General features: G+C 73.7%; 15 protein-coding genes. 10 read left to right on the forward strand and 5 right to left on the reverse strand.

Annotated elements, in window-relative coordinates; genetic code table 11:
• Positions 1-7: 7 nt before the first annotated feature.
• On the reverse strand, positions 8-1,699 hold the full coding sequence (gene paaN, locus ABTZ58_RS04115; protein ID WP_351350153.1) for a phenylacetic acid degradation protein PaaN: 1,692 nt from the start codon (positions 1,697-1,699) through the stop codon (positions 8-10).
• Between the two features lie 160 nt (positions 1,700-1,859).
• Between paaN and ABTZ58_RS04120 the strand changes: the two genes are divergently transcribed.
• Together ABTZ58_RS04120 and ABTZ58_RS04125 are read left to right on the forward strand one after the other, a co-directional pair.
• Positions 1,860-3,377: a 3-hydroxyacyl-CoA dehydrogenase gene (locus ABTZ58_RS04120; RefSeq protein ID WP_351350155.1), complete on the forward strand. Its 1,518-nt coding sequence runs from the start codon at positions 1,860-1,862 to the stop codon at positions 3,375-3,377.
• Positions 3,374-3,964 (forward strand): TetR/AcrR family transcriptional regulator, encoded by a 591-nt coding sequence (locus ABTZ58_RS04125; RefSeq protein ID WP_351350157.1) that lies wholly within the window; start codon positions 3,374-3,376, stop codon positions 3,962-3,964. Before ABTZ58_RS04120 ends, ABTZ58_RS04125 begins: the two co-directional genes overlap by 4 nt.
• A 39-nt stretch (positions 3,965-4,003) precedes the next feature.
• Here the strand turns inward: ABTZ58_RS04125 and ABTZ58_RS04130 are convergent, their stop codons facing one another.
• On the reverse strand, positions 4,004-4,489 hold the full coding sequence (locus ABTZ58_RS04130) for an Lrp/AsnC family transcriptional regulator (RefSeq protein ID WP_351350399.1): 486 nt from the start codon (positions 4,487-4,489) through the stop codon (positions 4,004-4,006).
• Between the two features lie 187 nt (positions 4,490-4,676).
• Between ABTZ58_RS04130 and pdhA the strand changes: the two genes are divergently transcribed.
• The 6 genes from pdhA (at position 4,677) to ABTZ58_RS04160 (ending at position 12,117) form a co-directional block, all read left to right on the forward strand.
• The gene (pdhA, locus tag ABTZ58_RS04135) at positions 4,677-5,822 is read left to right on the forward strand and encodes a pyruvate dehydrogenase (acetyl-transferring) E1 component subunit alpha (RefSeq protein WP_309097150.1); all 1,146 of its coding nucleotides are present in this window, start codon (positions 4,677-4,679) and stop codon (positions 5,820-5,822) included.
• Positions 5,819-6,823 (forward strand): alpha-ketoacid dehydrogenase subunit beta, encoded by a 1,005-nt coding sequence (locus tag ABTZ58_RS04140; protein WP_351350159.1) that lies wholly within the window; start codon positions 5,819-5,821, stop codon positions 6,821-6,823. The genes pdhA and ABTZ58_RS04140 overlap by 4 nt, the downstream gene beginning before the upstream one ends.
• Entirely contained in the window at positions 6,823-8,505 is a 1,683-nt protein-coding gene (locus tag ABTZ58_RS04145) for a dihydrolipoamide acetyltransferase family protein (protein ID WP_351350161.1), read from the forward strand. The genes ABTZ58_RS04140 and ABTZ58_RS04145 overlap by 1 nt, the downstream gene beginning before the upstream one ends.
• A gap of 86 nt (positions 8,506-8,591) precedes the next feature.
• On the forward strand, positions 8,592-9,641 hold the full coding sequence (locus ABTZ58_RS04150) for an NTP transferase domain-containing protein (RefSeq protein WP_351350163.1): 1,050 nt from the start codon (positions 8,592-8,594) through the stop codon (positions 9,639-9,641).
• Positions 9,638-11,023, forward strand: coding sequence for a molybdopterin molybdotransferase MoeA (locus ABTZ58_RS04155; protein WP_351350165.1), 1,386 nt, complete (start codon positions 9,638-9,640; stop codon positions 11,021-11,023). Before ABTZ58_RS04150 ends, ABTZ58_RS04155 begins: the two co-directional genes overlap by 4 nt.
• Entirely contained in the window at positions 11,020-12,117 is a 1,098-nt protein-coding gene (locus ABTZ58_RS04160; protein WP_351350167.1) for a potassium channel family protein, read from the forward strand. The genes ABTZ58_RS04155 and ABTZ58_RS04160 overlap by 4 nt, the downstream gene beginning before the upstream one ends.
• Before the next feature lie 82 nt (positions 12,118-12,199).
• Here ABTZ58_RS04160 and ABTZ58_RS04165 read toward each other — a convergent pair whose 3' ends face one another.
• Together ABTZ58_RS04165 and ABTZ58_RS04170 are read right to left on the reverse strand one after the other, a co-directional pair.
• Positions 12,200-13,048 carry an ABC transporter permease gene (locus tag ABTZ58_RS04165; protein WP_351350169.1) on the reverse strand — a complete coding sequence of 283 codons (849 nt, stop codon included), beginning with the start codon at positions 13,046-13,048 and terminating at the stop codon, positions 12,200-12,202.
• Positions 13,045-14,064 carry an ATP-binding cassette domain-containing protein gene (locus ABTZ58_RS04170; RefSeq protein WP_351350171.1) on the reverse strand — a complete coding sequence of 340 codons (1,020 nt, stop codon included), beginning with the start codon at positions 14,062-14,064 and terminating at the stop codon, positions 13,045-13,047. The genes ABTZ58_RS04165 and ABTZ58_RS04170 overlap by 4 nt, the downstream gene beginning before the upstream one ends.
• Positions 14,065-14,235: 171 nt before the next feature.
• On the opposite strand from ABTZ58_RS04170, the gene ABTZ58_RS04175 reads away from it, so the two are divergent.
• Positions 14,236-15,225: an NAD(P)H-quinone oxidoreductase gene (locus ABTZ58_RS04175; RefSeq protein ID WP_351350173.1), complete on the forward strand. Its 990-nt coding sequence runs from the start codon at positions 14,236-14,238 to the stop codon at positions 15,223-15,225.
• Between the two features lie 712 nt (positions 15,226-15,937).
• On the opposite strand, the gene ABTZ58_RS04180 is transcribed toward ABTZ58_RS04175, so the two are convergent.
• Positions 15,938-16,396 (reverse strand): hypothetical protein, encoded by a 459-nt coding sequence (locus ABTZ58_RS04180; protein ID WP_351350175.1) that lies wholly within the window; start codon positions 16,394-16,396, stop codon positions 15,938-15,940.
• A gap of 280 nt (positions 16,397-16,676) precedes the next feature.
• Here ABTZ58_RS04180 and ABTZ58_RS04185 point away from each other — a divergent pair, with 280 nt between their 5' ends.
• On the forward strand, positions 16,677-17,219 hold the full coding sequence (locus tag ABTZ58_RS04185) for a bacterial proteasome activator family protein (RefSeq protein ID WP_351350177.1): 543 nt from the start codon (positions 16,677-16,679) through the stop codon (positions 17,217-17,219).
• Positions 17,220-17,274: the final 55 nt, after the last annotated feature.

Consider the following 17,274-nt stretch of genomic DNA (forward strand, 5'->3'; position numbering starts at 1 on the left):
GGGCCTCCTACGCCTCCCGCCGCACCTCGACCACCCGGAAGCGGTTCGCGACGAACGCCCCGTCGCACAGCGCCGCACTGGCCGCCGGGTTGCCGCCCGAGCCGTGGAAGTCGGAGAACGCGGCCGTCTGGTTCACGTACACCCCGCCGGTCAGGTTCAGCGACAGCTGCGCCGCCTCCTCCAGGCAGACCTCCTGCACGGCCTGCTCGACCTCGGGGTCGGTGGTGTACGCGCCGACCGTCATCGCGCCCTTCTCGCGGATGGTCCGGCCCAGCAGCTCCACCGCGTCGGTGACCGAGTCGACGGCGACGGCGAAGGACACGGGCCCGAAGCACTCGCTCATGTACGCGGCCTCGGCGTCCGGCTTGGCCCCGTCCAGCTTCACGATGACCGGCGAGCGCACGACCGCCCCGGGGAAGTCCGGGTTGGTGATCTCGCGGGACGCCAGGGCGACCTCGCCCAGCCCCGCCGCGGCATCCAGCCGGGCCTTCACGTCCGGGTTGACGATCGCGCCCAGCAGGGCGTTCGCCCGGGCGTCGTCGCCCAGCAGCCCGTCCACCGCCCCGGCCAGGTCCGCGACGACCTCGTCGTACGACTTGGGGCCCTGGTCCGTCGTGATGCCCTCGCGGGGGATCAGCAGGTTCTGCGGGGTCGTGCACATCTGGCCGCTGTACAGGGACAGCGAGAACGCGAGGTTGGAGAGCATGCCCCGGTAGTCGGACGTGGAGTGCACGACGACCGTGTTGACGCCGGCCTTCTCCGTGTAGACCTGCGCCTGGCGGGCGTTGGCCTCCAGCCAGTCGCCGAACTCCGTCGAGCCCGTGTAGTCGATGATCCGGATCTCGGGGCGCAGCGCGAGCGTCTTGGCGATGCCCTCGCCCGGGCGCTCGGCGGCCAGCGCGACCAGGTTCGGGTCGAAGCCGGTCTCGGCGAGCACCTCGCGGGCCACCCGCACGGTGAGGGCGAGCGGCAGCACCGCGCGCGGGTGGGGCTTGACCAGCACCGCGTTGCCGGTGGCGAGGGAGGCGAACAGGCCCGGGTAGCCGTTCCACGTCGGGAACGTGTTGCAGCCGATCATCAGGGCGATGCCGCGCGGGACCGGCGTGAACTGCTTGGTCAGGGCCAGGGGGTCGCGCTTGCCCTGGGGCTTGGTCCACTCGGCGTTGTCGGGCGTGCGCACCTGCTCCACGTACGCGTACGCCACCGCCTCCAGGCCGCGGTCCTGCGCGTGCGGTCCGCCCGCCTGGAACGCCATCATGAACGCCTGTCCGGAGGTGTGCATGACCGCGTGCGCGAACTCGTGCGTCCGGTCGCTGATGCGCTTGAGGATCTCCAGGCAGACCACCGCGCGCTGCTCCGCGCCCGCGTCCCGCCAGGCCCGCTGCCCGGCCTTCATGGCGGGCAGCAGCTCGTCGAGGTCCGCGTGCGGGTACGTGACGCCCAGGTCGATGCCGTACGGGGAGGTCTCGCCGCCCACCCAGTCGTCCGTCCCGGGCTGGCCGAGGTCGAGGCGGCTGCCGAGCAGGGCGTCGAAGGCGGCCTTGCCCGCCGCGGCGTCCAGGCTGCCGTTCTCCCCGTAGGCCTTGGGGTGCTCGGGGTGCGGGGACCAGTACGCGCGCGTGCGGATCGCTTCCAGCGCCTGGTCGAGGGTGGACCGGTGCCGGGCGATCAGCTCGTGCGCCGAGAGTGCGGCGGTCATGGGTGACCAACTCCTCGTCTCAAGAACTCTTCGTCGAGTTCATGACCTGGGCAGAAACCTGGGCGGGAACACTCGGACAGAGCTAGAGTAACCGAACGATCGGTCGGTTCAAGGGGGTCCGCCGCATCTGTGGAAAACCCCGTGCGGGAGGATCGCGCACATGACAGCACTGGACCTCAGCAGCACCGTGGCCGTCGTCGGCACCGGCACCATGGGCCAGGGAATCGCCCAGGTCGTGCTGGTCGCGGGCCATCCGGTACGGCTGTACGACGCCCTTCCGGGGCGGGCACGGCAGGCGGCCGACGCGATCGGCGCTCGCCTGGACCGGCTCGTCGAGAAGGAGCGGCTCACCGCCGCCGACCGGGACGCCGCCCGCGCCCGTCTGCTGCCCGCCGAGACCCTCGCCGAGCTCTCCGACTGCTCCCTGGTCGTCGAGGCCGTCCTGGAACGGCTGGACGTCAAGCAGGAGCTGTTCCGCGAGCTGGAGGACGTCGTCGACGACGACTGCCTGCTCGCCACCAACACCTCCTCGCTGTCCGTCACCGCCATCGGCGGCGCCCTGCGCGTGCCCGGACGTTTCGTCGGCCTGCACTTCTTCAACCCCGCCCCGCTGCTGCCGCTGGTCGAGGTCGTCTCCGGCTTCGCCACCGACGTCACGTACGCCACGCGCGCGTACGAGACCGCGCGCGCCTGGGGCAAGACGCCGGTCGCCTGCGCGGACACCCCCGGCTTCATCGTCAACCGCATCGCCCGGCCCTTCTACGCCGAGGCCTTCGCCGTGTACGAGGCGCAGGGCGCCGACCCGGCCACGATCGACGCCGTGCTGCGCGAGTCGGGCGGCTTCCGGATGGGCGCGTTCGAGCTGACCGACCTGATCGGCCAGGACGTCAACGAGTCCGTCACGCGGTCGGTCTGGGAGTCCTTCTTCCAGGACGTGCGCTTCACCCCGTCCCTCGCCCAGCGCCGCCTGGTCGAGTCGGGCCGGCTGGGCCGCAAGAGCGGTCACGGCTGGTACGACTACCGGGACGGCGCCGAGCGTCCCGAGCCGGACACGGCGGAGCACCGCCGCCCGCCCGCCTACGTCGTCGCCGAGGGCGACCTGGGGCCGGCCTCCGACCTGCTCCCGATGATCCGCGAGGCGGGCATCCCGGTCCGCGAGGAGGACGAGGACAACGGCACCCGGCTGGTCCTGCCGAGCGGCGGGCAGTTGGCCCTCGCCGACGGGCAGACCTCCGTGGAGTTCCGGGACGTCGTCTACTTCGACCTGGCCCTGGACTACGGCACGGCGACCCGGATCGCCCTGGCCGCCTCCCAGGACACCGCCCCGCAGACCCTCGCCGAGGCGATCGGCCTCTTCCAGGCGCTCGGCAAGAAGGTCACCGTCATCGGCGACGTCCCCGGCATGATCGTCGCCCGCACGGTCGCCCGGATCATCGACCTCGCGCACGACGCGGTCGCCAAGGGCGTCGCCACCGAGGAGGACATCGACACCGCGATGCGCCTCGGCGTCAACTACCCTCTGGGTCCCTTCGAGTGGAGCCGCAGGCTCGGCCGCTCCTGGGCCTACGCGCTCCTGGACGACCTGCACCTGCGCGACCCCTCGGGGCGCTACGCGCCGTCCCTCGCGCTGTACCGCCACGCCCACGCCACCGACCAGCGGGAGGGCAACGCCTCATGACCACCGCCAAGCGCGACACCTACACCCCGGACACGCTGCTGTCCGTCGCCGTCCGGGTGTTCAACGAGCGTGGTTACGACGGCACCTCCATGGAGCACCTGTCGAAGGCGGCCGGCATCTCCAAGTCCTCGATCTACCACCACGTCACCGGCAAGGAGGAGCTGCTGCGCCGGGCCGTGAGCCGGGCCCTGGACGGCCTCTTCGGGATCCTCGACGAGGAGCACGCGCGCGTGGGGCGTGCCGCCGAGCGCCTGGAGTACGTCGTGCGGCGCATGGTCGAGGTGCTGATAGCCGAACTGCCCTACGTGACGCTGCTGCTGCGCGTGCGCGGCAACACCGGCACCGAGCGGTGGGCCCTGGAACGGCGCCGCGACTTCGACCACCGGGTCGCCGACCTGCTCAGGGCGGCGGCGGTCGACGGGGACGTGCGCGGCGACGTGGAGGTCCGGCTGGTGACCCGGCTGGTCTTCGGGATGATCAACTCGATCGTCGAGTGGTACCGGCCGGACGGGCGCGGGATGAACGAGCGCGAGGTGGCCGACGCGGTGGTGCAGCTGGCCTTCGGAGGCCTCCGCAGGAGCGGCTGAGCCCCGCGGAGCGGCCGGGTTCCTCCGGAGCGGCCGGGCTCAGCCCTGGGGCTCCAGGTCCTCCTCCTCGAACACCAGCAGCGTGCGCGTGCTGAGCACCTCCGGGATCGCCTGGAGCCGGGTCAGGACCAGCTCGCGCAGCGACCGGTTGTCGGACACGTGCACCAGCAGCAGGACGTCGAAGTCCCCGCCCACCAGGGCGATGTGGGAGGCGCCCGGCAGCTGTCTGAGCTGCTCGCGCACCGTGCGCCAGGAGTTCTGCACGATCTTCAGCGTGATGTACGCGGACGTGCCCTGCCCCGCCCGCTCGTGGTCGACCCGGGCGCCGAAACCGCGGATCACACCGTCCTCGACGAGTCGGTTGATGCGGGCGTAGGCGTTGGCGCGCGAGACGTGGACCCGTTCGGCGACCGACCGTATCGAGGCGCGGCCGTCCGCCTGGAGCATGCGCAGGATGTCCTGGTCGATGGCGTCCAGCGGTCTGGCGGGCGGCAGCGCGCCGCTGTCGTCCGGACTCTCGGCCATTTGTTCAGATGCCACCCGCGCCACCCTCCCCGCCATGGACGTACTGCGTCCATCTCAGGCTGTGGAGAACCGTTTGTCCACAGCCTGAGGCCACCCGTAGCCAAAATGTGCCGACGACCGAACAATCGGTAGGTGAGGCGCATCACCGCCGACGTGCCTCCATCCGCTCCCACGAGGAGGTGCCGTCATGACGGTCATGGAGCAGCGGGGCGCGTACCGGCCGACCCCGCCGCCCGCCTGGCAGCCGCGTACCGACCCCGCGCCGCTGTTGCCCGACGCGGAGCCGTACCGCGTCCTCGGCACCGAGGCGGCCGCGAAGGCCGACCCGGAGCTGCTGCGGACGCTGTACGCCCAGCTGGTCCGCGGCCGCCGCTACAACGCGCAGGCCACCGCCCTCACCAAGCAGGGCCGCCTCGCCGTCTATCCCTCCACCACCGGGCAGGAGGCCTGCGAGGTCGCCGCCGCGATGGTGCTCCAGGAGCAGGACTGGCTCTTCCCCAGCTACCGCGACACCCTCGCCGTGGTCGCCCGCGGTGTGGAGCCGGCCCAGGCGCTCACGCTGCTGCGCGGCGACTGGCACACCGGCTACGACCCGTACGAGCACCGGGTCGCCCCCCTGTCCACCCCGCTGGCCACGCAGCTGCCGCACGCCGTGGGCCTCGCGCACGCCGCCCGCCTCAAGGGCGACGACGTGGTCGCGCTGGCCATGGTCGGCGACGGCGGCACCAGCGAGGGCGACTTCCACGAGGCGCTGAACTTCGCCGCCGTCTGGCAGGCCCCGGTCGTCTTCCTCGTGCAGAACAACGGCTTCGCGATCTCCGTGCCGCTGGCCAAGCAGACCGCGGCCCCGTCGCTGGCCCACAAGGCCGTCGGCTACGGCATGCCCGGCCGCCTGGTAGACGGCAACGACGCCGCCGCCGTGCACGAGGTGCTCTCCGACGCGGTGCGCCACGCGCGCGCGGGCGGCGGTCCCGTCCTGGTGGAGGCGATCACCTACCGCATGGACGCGCACACCAACGCCGACGACGCGACCCGCTACCGGGGCGACGCCGAGGTCGAGGCCTGGCGCGAGCACGACCCGATCGTGCTGCTGGAGCGCGAGCTGACCGCGCGCGGCCTGCTCGACGAGGCAGGCATCGAGGCCGCCCGCCAGGACGCCGAGACCATGGCCGCCTCCTTGCGCGAGCAGATGAACCAGGACCCGGTCCTCGACCCCATGGACCTGTTCACCCACGTCTACGCCGAGCCCACGCCCCAGCTGCTGGAGCAGCGGGAGCAGCTGCGGGCCGAGCTGGAGGCCGAGGCCGAGCCGGAGGAGGGCACGCACCGATGACCACCGTCGCCGTCAAGCCGGCCACCATGGCACAGGCCCTCACCCGCGCGCTGCGCGACGCCATGGCCGCCGACCCCGCCGTGCATGTCATGGGCGAGGACGTCGGCACCCTGGGCGGCGTCTTCCGCGTCACCGACGGACTCGCCAAGGAGTTCGGCGAGGACCGCTGCACGGACACCCCGCTGGCCGAGGCGGGCATCCTCGGCACCGCCGTCGGCATGGCCATGTACGGCCTGCGCCCGGTCGTGGAGATGCAGTTCGACGCGTTCGCCTACCCGGCGTTCGAGCAGCTCCTCTCGCACGTGGCCAAGATGCGCAACCGCACCCGCGGCAAGATGCCCCTGCCGATCACCATCCGTGTCCCCTACGGCGGCGGGATCGGCGGCGTCGAGCACCACAGCGACTCCTCCGAGGCGTACTACATGGCGACTCCGGGGCTCCATGTCGTCACGCCCGCGACGGTCGCCGACGCCTACGGGCTGCTGCGCGCCTCCATCGCCTCCGACGACCCGGTCGTCTTCCTGGAGCCCAAGCGGCTGTACTGGTCCAAGGACTCCTGGAACCCCGAGGAGCCCGCGCCCGTTGAACCCATCGGCCGCGCGGTGGTGCGGCGCTCGGGCCGGAGCGCCACGCTCATCACGTACGGGCCGTCCGTACCCGTCTGCATGGAGGCGGCCGAGGCGGCCCGGGCCGAGGGCTGGGACCTCGAAGTCGTCGACCTGCGCTCCCTGGTGCCGTTCGACGACGAGACGGTGTGCGCCTCGGTGCGGCGGACGGGACGCGCGGTCGTGGTCCACGAGTCGGGGTCCTTCGGGGGCCCGGGCGGAGAGATCGCGGCCCGGGTCACGGAGCGCTGCTTCCACCACCTGGAGGCGCCGGTGCTGCGTGTGGCCGGGTTCGACGTGCCGTACCCGCCGCCGATGCTGGAGCGTCACCACCTGCCCGGTGTGGACCGGATCCTGGACGCCGTGGGGCGCCTGCAGTGGGAGGCCGAGAGCTGATGGCACAGGTGCTGGAGTTCAAGCTGCCCGACCTCGGAGAGGGGCTCACCGAGGCGGAGATCGTGCGCTGGCTGGTCGAGGTCGGTGACGTGGTCGCCATCGACCAGCCGGTCGTCGAGGTCGAGACGGCCAAGGCGATGGTCGAGGTGCCCTGCCCCTACGGCGGCGTGGTCACGGCCCGCTTCGGCGAGGAGGGCCAGGAGCTGCCCGTCGGAGCCCCGCTGATCACGGTGGCGGTGGGGGAGCGGACGCCGTCCGGCGACAGCGCGGACCCCGGCGCCGACGGGCCGGCCGAGGCCGGTACGCGGGGCTCCGCCGGAACCGGTGCGGGCAGCCCGTCCGGAACCGGTGCCGGCTCCTCGTCGGGTGCCGGGGGCGAGGGCTTGTCCCGTGCCGGCGGTGACGGTTCGTCCCGTGCCGGCGGTGACGGTTCGGGCAACGTCCTCGTCGGTTACGGCACGTCCGAGGCGCCCGCGCGGCGCCGCAGGGTCCGGCCGGGACGGCCGGTGACGGGCGCCTCCGCGGCGGCCGCGGCCGGTGGCGCGCGTCCCGGCGCCGCCGGGAGCGGGCGGGCCGAGGCCGCCCCGGGCGGCGGTGCCGGCGCGGCCGTACCGGCGGCGGCCGGTGGTCCCACCGGCCCGGTGAACGGGCACGCGGGCGGTGTCGCCGTTGACGACGGACCCGTCCCGGTGATCTCGCCCCTGGTCCGCCGGCTGGCCCGGCAGAACGGCCTCGACCTGCGCGAGCTGACCGGCTCCGGCCCGGACGGGCTGATCCTGCGGGCGGACGTGGAGTACGCGCTGCGCGCGGCGGGCCGCGGCACCACGGCGACCACGGCGGCGGAGCCGCACGTGCCCGGGCCGCAGACGGCGGGCGCGGCATCCTCCGCGATCCGGTCCTCCGCGGTCCAGTCCCCCGCAGTCCAGCCCTCCGCTGTCCGGTCCTCCGCGGTGCAGTCCCCCGCGATCCGGTCCTCCGCGACCGCGGCCCCCGGCGAGATCCGCACGCCCCTCAAGGGCGTCCGCGGTGCCGTCGCCGACAAGCTGGCGCGCAGCCGCCGGGAGATCCCGGACGCGACCTGCTGGGTGGACGCCGACGCCACGGAGCTGATGCGGGCCCGCACGGCCATGAACGCGGCCGGCGGCCCGAAGATCTCCCTCCTGGCCCTGCTGGCCCGGATCTGCACCGCCGGCCTGGCCCGCTTCCCGGAGCTCAACTCGACGGTGGACACGGAGGTCAGGGAGATCGTCCGGTTCGACCACGTGCACCTGGGCTTCGCGGCGCAGACCGACCGCGGGCTGGTCGTCCCGGTCGTACGGGACGCGCACGCGCGCGACGCCGAGTCGCTGACCGCGGAGTTCGCCCGGCTCACCGAGGCGGGCCGGGCCGGGACGCTGACCCCGGCGGACCTCACCGGCGGGACGTTCACGCTGAACAACTACGGCGTCTTCGGCGTCGACGGCTCCACCCCGATCATCAACCACCCCGAGGCAGCCATGCTCGGCGTCGGCCGCATCGTCCCCAAGCCGTGGGTGCACGAGGGCGAGCTCGCGGTGCGCCAGGTCGTGCAGCTCTCGCTCACCTTCGACCACCGGGTGTGCGACGGCGGCGTGGCGGGCGGTTTCCTGCGGTACGTGGCGGACTGCGTGGAACAACCGGCGGTGCTGCTGCGGACGCTGTGATTCCTGTTCCGTCCGCGAGCTGCCGCTCGTGAGCGCGTCGCTTCCCCCGCGTTCCGTGTGATCGCGGGGGCACGCATACTCGGGGGGTGAGCGCACACCAGCCCCCCAAGGAACCCGGGGCCGCGACCGGCCCCGAGCGGCGGGGCGACCCCGTCGCGTACGACGCCGTCGTGCTCGCCGGCGGTGCCGCACGGCGCCTCGGCGGCGCGGACAAACCCGGTGTGCGCGTGGGCGGGCGGCCCCTGCTCGACCGCGTGCTCGCGGCGTGCGCTGGCGCCGCCGACACCGTCGTGGTCGCCGCGCCCCGGCCGACCGCGCGTCCCGTGACCTGGGCCCGTGAGGACCCGCCCGGCGGCGGCCCGCTCGCCGCGCTCGACGCCGGACTGCGGCACACCACCGCCGAGCACGTCGTGGTGGTCTCCGCCGACCTGCCGTTCCTCGGCGCGACGACCGTCGGCCGGCTTCTGGACACGCTGCGCGCGAGCGGCGCCGACGGCGTGCTGCTGACCGACCCCGACGGCCGCGACCAGCCGCTCGTGGCCGCGTACCGCGCGCCGCGCCTGCGCGAGACGCTCGCGCTCCTCACCGCCCGGCACGGCTCGCCGCACGGTCTGCCGCTGCGGCGCCTGGTCGCCGGGCTGCACCTCACCCGCATCGCCGATCCCGTCGCGTCCTTCGACTGCGACACCTGGGACGACATCGCCACCGCCAGGGCACGTATCAGGGAGCATGGGCACGTGTTGGATGAATGGATCACCGCCGTCAGGGACGAACTGGGCATCGACCTCGACGTCGACACCCGCGGCCTGCTCGACCTCGCCCGCGACGCCGCGCACTCAGTGGCCAGGCCCGCGGCGCCGCTGACCACCTTCCTCGTCGGCTACGCGGCCGCACGGGCGGGCGGCGGCCCCGAGGCGGTCGCCGAGGCCGCCCGCAAGGCCGCGGCGCTCGCGGCGCGCTGGGCCGAGGAGAGCACCTCCTCAGCCGCGCCGTCCGACCCCGCCGCCACCCGGGCCGACGTCGCCCCCGACGCCACCCCCGCCACCCGGGCCGACGTCGCCTCCGACGCCACCCCCGCCACCCGGGCCGACGTCGCCTCCGACGCCACCCCCGACACCCGGCCGGACGCCGGATGACGCCGCCCGGCAGCCGCACCGGTGAGGACGCCGAGGACCTCGACGTCGAGGAGGTGCTCGCCCTCGTGAGCGACAGCAACGGCCGCTACGCGTCCCGTCCCGCCGCCCGGGGCGCGACGGACGGCACTCATGCCCCCGACCGTCAGGACACCCCCGCCCCCGACGGCCGGCACCGCGCGACCCCGTGGCCGGAGGCCAGGGCCGTCGCCGAACGGGCCGCGCGCGACGCCGTCCGGGCCGCTCGTCGCGCCCCCGTCTCCGTGCCGCTGGGCGCCGCCCTCGGCCTCACCCTGGCCGTCCCGCTCGACGCCCTCACCGACCTCCCTTCCTTCGACACCTCGGCGATGGACGGCTGGGCGGTCGCCGGTCCCGCCCCCTGGGCCGTACGGGACGAGGGCGTCCTGGCCGGGCACGCCGGGCCCGCGCGTCTCACCGACGGTGAGGCCGTTCCCATCGCCACCGGCGCCCGCATCCCCCAGGACACCAGCGCCGTACTGCGCACCGAGCACGGCCGGACCGACGACAAGGGCCGCCTCTACGCGACCCGGGACGTCACGACCGGCCAGGACATCCGCCCGCGCGGCCAGGAATGCCGCACCGGTGACCAGCTCCTGCCCGTCGGCACCCTCGTCACCCCGGCCGTGCTCGGGCTCGCCGCGGCGGCCGGGTACGACGCCGTCACCGCCGTTCCGCGCCCCCGGGCCGACGTCCTCGTCCTCGGCGACGAACTGCTCACCGAAGGACTGCCGCACGACGGGCTGATCCGGGACGCCCTCGGCCCGATGCTGCCGCCCTGGCTCCGGGCGCTCGGCGCCGAGGTCACCGCCGTACGGCGGGTCGGCGACGACGCCGACGCCCTGCACGAGGCGATCGGCACCTCCGAGGCGGACATCGTCGTCACCACCGGCGGCACCGCGGCGGGACCCGTCGACCATGTCCACCCCACGCTGCGCCGGCTCGGAGCCGAACTCCTCGTCGACGGCGTCAAGGTCCGCCCCGGTCACCCCATGCTGCTGGCGCGCACCACGCAGACCCAGCACCTGGTCGGCCTGCCGGGCAATCCGCTCGCCGCCGTCTCCGGGCTGCTGACGCTCGCCGAGCCGCTGCTGCGGATCCTCGCCGCGCGCCCGGCCCCGGAGGCGTACACCCTGGCGCTGCGGGACGGGGTCCACGGGCACCCGCACGACACACGGCTCGTCCCCGTCGCCCTGCGCGGCGACCACGCCGTGCCGCTGCACTACAACGGCCCGGCCATGCTGCGCGGCATCGCCGCGGCCGACGCACTGGCCGTCGTACCGCCCGGCGGCGCACATCCCGGGCAGGAGGCGGAACTGCTCGACCTGCCCTGGGCGTCCGCAGGAATCGGGGTGTGTTTCACGTGAAACTTCCGGGCCAGGACGTGATCGCCCGCCAGGCCGACGAGCATCTGGTGACCCACCGGGTGTCACTCCCGAGGAAAGTGGTGGAGCACCCGTTCCGCCAGGTCGCCAAACGGCTCTCCGTCGCCCTGCTGGTCCTCGTCGTGACCGCGCTGATCGTCTACGCCGACCGCAGCGGCTACAACGACAACGCGGGCGGGGGCGTCAGCTTTCTCGACGCCTTCTACTACGCCACCGTCACTCTCTCCACCACCGGCTACGGTGACATCACCCCGGCCAGCGAAAGCGCCCGGCTCACCAACATCCTCATCATCACGCCTCTGCGCGTGCTGTTCCTGATCATCCTGGTCGGTACCACCCTCGAAGCCCTCACCGAGCGCACCCGGGAGGAGTGGCGACTGACCCGCTGGAGGTCCACCTTGCGCGATCACACCGTCGTCATCGGCTTCGGCACCAAGGGCCGGTCGGCGATCCGGACCGTCTGTGCGACGGGGCTGAAGAAGGAGCAGGTCGTCGTGGTCGACCCCAGTTCCAAGGTGATAGACGCGGCGACCGCCGAGGGCTACGCGGGCATCGTCGGGGACGCGACCCGCAGCGAGGTGCTGAAGCGGGCCGAGGTGCACAAGGCCCGCCAGATCATCATCGCCACGCAGCGCGACGACACGGCGGTGCTGGTGGCGCTGACGGCCCGGCAGCTCAACCGGGGGGCGAAGATCGTGGCCGCGGTGCGCGAGGAGGAGAACGCGCCGCTGCTCAAGCAGTCCGGCGCCGACGCCGTCATCACCAGCGCGAGCGCCGCCGGCCGGCTGCTCGGCCTCTCCGTGCTCAGTCCCTCCGCGGGCATGGTGATGGAGGATTTGATCCACCAGGGCAGCGGGCTCGACATCATCGAGCGTCCGGTCGTCAAGGCGGAGGTGGGCAAGACGCCGCGCGAGGTCGCCGACCTGGTCGTCAGCGTCATACGCGGGCACCGGGTACTCGGCTACGACGACCCGGCGGTGGGGAGGCTGGAGCTCGCCGACCGCCTGATCACCATCGTCCGCAAGACACCGGAGACGCGGGTCGCGCCCGACATCCGGCCCCTCCACCGCGACTGACGGCGCCCGCAGCCCCGGGCGGACACCCGACCGGCCCCCGCGCACTCACCTCGTGCGCGGGGGCCGGTCACGTGCGTCAGCGCTACTTGCGGTTGTACAGCCGCATCGTCACGGGCCCGAAGACCAGCACGAACAGTCCGGCCCAGCCCAGCGTCCAGGCGATCTCGGCAGCCGGCCAGTCGCCGGCCATCAGACCGCGCACCGCCGACGCCAGGTGCGTGACGGGACTGTTGTTGACGAACGCCTGCAGCCAGCCCGGCATGGTCTTCGGGTCGACGAAGACGTTGGACAGGAAGGTGAGCGGGAAGATCACCATCATGCTGACGCCCATCACCGACTTCTCGGTGCGCAGCAGCAGCCCGAACATCGTCCAGATCCACGAGAAGGCGAACGAGAACAGCACCAGCAGCGCGATCCCGGCGAGCACTCCCCCGACCCCGCCGTCCGCCCGGTAGCCGAGGATCATGCCGACGGTCAGCATCACCACCGACGCGATCGTGTACCGCAGGGCGTCGCCCAGCAGGTAGCCGACCATCGTCGACGGCCGCCAGATCGGCAGGCTGCGGAACCGGTCGAAGACGCCCTTCTCGATGTCGGTGTTCACCGAGACGCCCGTGTACATCGTGATCATCACGACCGACATCACGAGGATGCCCGGCAGCAGGAACTGGATGTACTCCTTCGGCGAGCCGGCCAGCGCCCCGCCGAACAGGTACGTGTACATCAGCACCATCATGATCGGGAACGCCGTGACGTCGAACAGCTGCTCCGGCACGTGCTTGATCTTCAGGATCGCCCGCCAGCCGAAAGTCATCGACGCCGACCAGGCGCTGGGCCGCGGCGGCCGCTCCTTGGCGATGAGCAGCGCGGCGAGGGACTCGGTGCTGACGGGGGCGAGTTCCTTGCTCTCGGCGGTCGTCGCGGTGCTCATGCCGCCACCTCGTCCTTCCGGTCGGTGGAGTGGTCGGGGGAGTCGTGCGTGTCGTGCCCGGTGAGGGCGAGGAACACCTCGTCCAGGCTGGGCTGGCCCAGGGAGAAGTTGTCCACGGTGATCCCGGCCCGGGCCAGCTCGCTCAGCGCGCGGGCGGCCTGCTCGGCGGCCGAGTCGTCGCCGGCCGCCGTGCCGAGGCGGGCGGTCAGGGCCACCGGGTCGGGCTCCAGCTGCACCCGCGCGTCGAGCGTTCGGTGCAGCAGGTCGGCCGCGAGGGGTCGCTGGTCGGCGTCGCGCAGTCGCAGATGGACCGATCCGGCGCCGACCGACGACTTCAGCTCGCCCTTGGTGCCCTCGGCGATCACCCGGCCGCGGTCGATGACGGCGATCCGGGACGCCAGCTGGTCCGCCTCGTCCAGGTACTGCGTGGTCAGCAGCACGGTGGTGCCCTGGGCGACCACGGCCCGCACGATCTCCCACACCTGGTTGCGGCTGCGCGGGTCCAGGCCGGTCGTCGGCTCGTCCAGGAACAGCAGGTCGGGGGTGTTGAGGATGGACGCGGCGATGTCGATCCGGCGCCGCATGCCGCCCGAGTACTGCTTGACCTGCTTGCCCGCCGCCTCCGTGAGCCCGAAGGCCTCAAGGAGCTGCGCGGCCCGCTCCCGGGCGGCCTTCTTGTGGTGGCCGAGCAGCCGGCCCAGCAGGACCAGGTTCTCCGTGCCGGTGAGGTCCTCGTCGACCGAGGCGTACTGGCCGGTGAGGCTCACCCGGCCGCGCACCTCGTCGGCCTCGCGGACCACGTCGTGCCCGAAGACGTGCGCCTGACCGCCGTCCGGCCGCAGGAGCGTGGCGAGCATCTTCACGGTGGTGGTCTTGCCGGCGCCGTTCGGGCCGAGGACGCCGTAGACCGTGCCCGCGGGCACGGCCAGGTCGACTCCGTCGACGGCCCTCGTCTCGCCGAAGGTCTTCACCAGCCCTGCGGTCTCGATCGCAAGGCCGGACGTCTGCGTGCTCATGCTTCGGGTCCTTCCGGTGCACGGGGGCTACGCATGGGGAGACCTTCACCGTCGCGCAAACTCATCGGTCCCGCACACCGGTTTTCGCGAGGACCCGACCAATGGCCCAGCGGGCACCGGCCCGGCGACGGAGCGGACTCGGTCCCGGGACCTGGGGGTAGCGTCCCCTTCATGTATGCGATCACGATTCCCGAACCCGGTGGGCCCGAGGCGCTGGTCTGGGACGAGGTCCCCGACCCGGTGCCCGGCGAGGGCGAGGTCCTGGTCGAGGTGACGGCCGGGGCCGTCAACCGCGCCGACCTCCTGCAGCGGCAGGGCTTCTACGACCCGCCGCCCGGCGCCTCCCCCTACCCGGGCCTGGAGTGCTCCGGGCGCGTCGCCGAGCTCGGCCCGGGCGTCTCCGGCTGGAACATCGGCGACGAGGTGTGCGCGCTGCTGGCCGGCGGCGGCTACGCCGAGAAGGTGGTCTTCCCGGCCGGGCAACTGCTGCCCGTGCCCGAGGGCGTGGACCTGAAGCAGGCCGCGGCGCTGCCCGAGGTGGTCTGCACGGTCTGGTCGAACGTCTTCATGGTCGCCCACCTGCGCCCGGGCGAGACGCTGCTCGTGCACGGCGGCTCCAGCGGCATCGGCACCATGGCCATCCAGCTGGCCAAGGCCGTCGGCGCGCGGGTCGCCGTCACGGCCGGCACGAAGGAGAAGCTGGACCGGTGCGCCGAGCTGGGCGCGGACATCCTGGTCAACTACCGCGAGCAGGACTTCGTCGAGGAGGTCAGGAAGGCCACGGACGGTGCCGGGGCCGACGTCATCCTCGACAACATGGGAGCCAGGTACCTGGAGCGCAACGTCAGGGCGCTCGCCGTCAACGGCAGGCTCGCGATCATCGGCATGCAGGGCGGCGTCAAGGGCGAGCTGAACATCGGCGCCCTGCTCGCCAAGCGGGCCGCCATCACCGCCACGTCGCTGCGGGCCCGGCCGCAGGAGGAGAAGGCGGCCATCGTCGCGGCCGTCCGCGAGCACGTCTGGCCGCTGTTCGCCGGCGGCCGGCTGCGCCCGGTCGTCGACCGCGAACTGCCGATGCCGGAGGCGGCCGCCGCGCACCGGGTGGTGGAGGAGAGCGGCCACGTGGGCAAGGTGCTGTTGATCGCGCCCCGGGACGCCTAGCGAGGCCGCCGCGGCCGGGGGTGAAGGAAGGCAGAGGGCCGACCGCCCCGAGCCCTGCCGGAGCCAACCGATGCCCACGGTGGGCACGGCCGCGGGCCTTCACCGGAGGCGACTCCCGCCCACCGGCCACGGGTCGTCCGCCTTGCCGGAGGCGGCCGATGCCCACCGGCCCCGGGTCCTTGGCGAGGGCCGCCGCCCACCGTGGTCGAAGCGGGCCGTTGCCGGAGGCGGCTGACGCCCATCGTGGGCACGGCCACGGGTCCTTGCCGGACGCGGCCGATGCCCACTGTGGCCGAAGCCGCGCGTCCTCCGGGAGGCGGTCGCTGCCCTGGGCAAGGCCGTAGGCCCGCGGCGGGGGCAGTCAATGCCCATCCTGGTCGAGGCCGCGCGTCCTTCGCGGGAGGCGGTCGCTGCCCTGGGCAAGGCCGTAGGCCCGCGGCGGGGGCAGTCGAGGCCCATCGTGGTCGAGGCCGCAGCCCTTTGTCGGAGGCGGCTGCCGCCCACCGGCCCCGGGTCGTCCGCCTTGCCGGAGGCTGCCGTCGCCCACCGGCCGCGGGTCCTCAGCGGAGGCGCCAGCCGCCCCGGGCGCGGTCGTAGGCCCGCGGAGGGGGCAGTCGATGCCCGTCGTGGTCGAGGCCGCGGGCCCTTGGCGGGGGCAGACGATGGCCGTCAGGTGACGGCGGCGACGTGCTGCCGATCTCCCGCGGAGCGCCTAGTACGGGCCCGGGCGGCGCAGGCGGAGTCCGACGAACGCCAAGGCGAGACCGAGGCCGATCAGTATCAGCCCGCTGCCCAGCGGCAGGATCCGCAGGACCGGGCCGGCGGGGCGGTCGGCGCGGGCGGCGGCGGCCTCCCGTACGGGCGGCTCCGCCGGGGCGGTGGGCGGCGGAAGGGCCGCGCGGGACGCCTCGGGCACGGCCGTGCGCTCAGCGGGGTCCGGCTCCTCCTCGGTGCTCTCCGGCCGCCCCGGGCGCTCCCGCCCCTCGCCCGCCCGGCTCCCGGCCCGTGAGGGCTCCCCGGTCCCGGACGGGGCGGGCCGGGCGGACGGGGCGGCGACGGCCCCGGCCTCCTCGGCGTGGGACCGCACGGCCCCGTACGGCGAGACGACCGCGCCCGCCCCCAGGACGACCACAAGTCCCGTCGCCCGCAGTGCGCGTAGCCATGGAGTCACGGGAGTGACCCCCTCCCGCCGTGCCCGGTGGGGCAGAAACGGCAAGTTCGGTTTTATCGAGGCCATCAGCCTCACACCACCCCGCCCCCGCGGCACTCCGGGTTCGGCCGACGGACGGAATCGCCGACGGGCGCCGGAATCCCGGCCCTCACCCGGGAGAGGGAACGGCCCGGGGCGGAGCAACCCGGCACCCGGGCGGCGCGTCTCCTCGGACACGGTGGATCAGCCTCACCCGGGGGCACCACACAGGTGAGGTGCAGGCGTGCGAGAGAATGGCGGCATGGAGAAGCCGAGGAACGAAAGGTCGCCGGAGAACCCGCAGATCCTGGTGGTCGGCCAGGACGGCATGGCGCTCGGTGGCGGCAACGGAGACGACGACTCCCGCGAGACCCCGGTGACGGAGATGGTGGAGCAGCCCGCCAAGGTCATGCGGATCGGCAGCATGATCAAGCAGCTTCTGGAGGAAGTGCGCGCGGCTCCCCTGGACGAGGCCAGCCGGGTCCGGCTCAAGGAGATCCACGCCAGCTCGGTGAAGGAGCTGGAGGACGGTCTGGCGCCCGAGCTGGTCGAGGAACTGGAGCGGCTCTCCCTGCCCTTCACGGACGAGGCGACCCCGAGCGACGCGGAACTGCGCATCGCGCAGGCCCAGCTGGTCGGCTGGCTGGAGGGTCTCTTCCACGGGATCCAGACGACGCTGTTCGCCCAGCAGATGGCGGCCCGCGCCCAGCTGGAGCAGATGCGCCGCGCCCTCCCGCCCGGCGTCGGCGGCGACGGCCCCGACGAGCAGCAGCTCGGCGGCCGGTCCGGCGGCCCGTACCTGTAAGACCCCGGCAGAGCTCCACGGACGCGAGGGCCCGGCGGCCGAAGCCGCCGGGCCC

Origin of the sequence: Streptomyces sp. NPDC094143, from assembly GCF_040303825.1 — a bacterium.
Lineage (GTDB): Bacteria > Actinomycetota > Actinomycetes > Streptomycetales > Streptomycetaceae > Streptomyces.

What these genes read in the sequence shown, in the direction of transcription:
- paaN (WP_351350153.1), bottom strand. Translation starts at nt 1,699, where the DNA reads ATGACCGCCGCACTCTCGGCGCACGAGCTGATCGCCCGGCACCGGTCC.
- ABTZ58_RS04120 (WP_351350155.1), top strand. Translation starts at nt 1,860, where the DNA reads ATGACAGCACTGGACCTCAGCAGCACCGTGGCCGTCGTCGGCACCGGC.
- ABTZ58_RS04125 (WP_351350157.1), top strand. Translation starts at nt 3,374, where the DNA reads ATGACCACCGCCAAGCGCGACACCTACACCCCGGACACGCTGCTGTCC.
- ABTZ58_RS04130 (WP_351350399.1), bottom strand. Translation starts at nt 4,489, where the DNA reads ATGGCCGAGAGTCCGGACGACAGCGGCGCGCTGCCGCCCGCCAGACCG.
- pdhA (WP_309097150.1), top strand. Translation starts at nt 4,677, where the DNA reads ATGACGGTCATGGAGCAGCGGGGCGCGTACCGGCCGACCCCGCCGCCC.
- ABTZ58_RS04140 (WP_351350159.1), top strand. Translation starts at nt 5,819, where the DNA reads ATGACCACCGTCGCCGTCAAGCCGGCCACCATGGCACAGGCCCTCACC.
- ABTZ58_RS04145 (WP_351350161.1), top strand. Translation starts at nt 6,823, where the DNA reads ATGGCACAGGTGCTGGAGTTCAAGCTGCCCGACCTCGGAGAGGGGCTC.
- ABTZ58_RS04155 (WP_351350165.1), top strand. Translation starts at nt 9,638, where the DNA reads ATGACGCCGCCCGGCAGCCGCACCGGTGAGGACGCCGAGGACCTCGAC.
- ABTZ58_RS04165 (WP_351350169.1), bottom strand. Translation starts at nt 13,048, where the DNA reads ATGAGCACCGCGACGACCGCCGAGAGCAAGGAACTCGCCCCCGTCAGC.
- ABTZ58_RS04170 (WP_351350171.1), bottom strand. Translation starts at nt 14,064, where the DNA reads ATGAGCACGCAGACGTCCGGCCTTGCGATCGAGACCGCAGGGCTGGTG.
- ABTZ58_RS04175 (WP_351350173.1), top strand. Translation starts at nt 14,236, where the DNA reads ATGTATGCGATCACGATTCCCGAACCCGGTGGGCCCGAGGCGCTGGTC.
- ABTZ58_RS04185 (WP_351350177.1), top strand. Translation starts at nt 16,677, where the DNA reads ATGGAGAAGCCGAGGAACGAAAGGTCGCCGGAGAACCCGCAGATCCTG.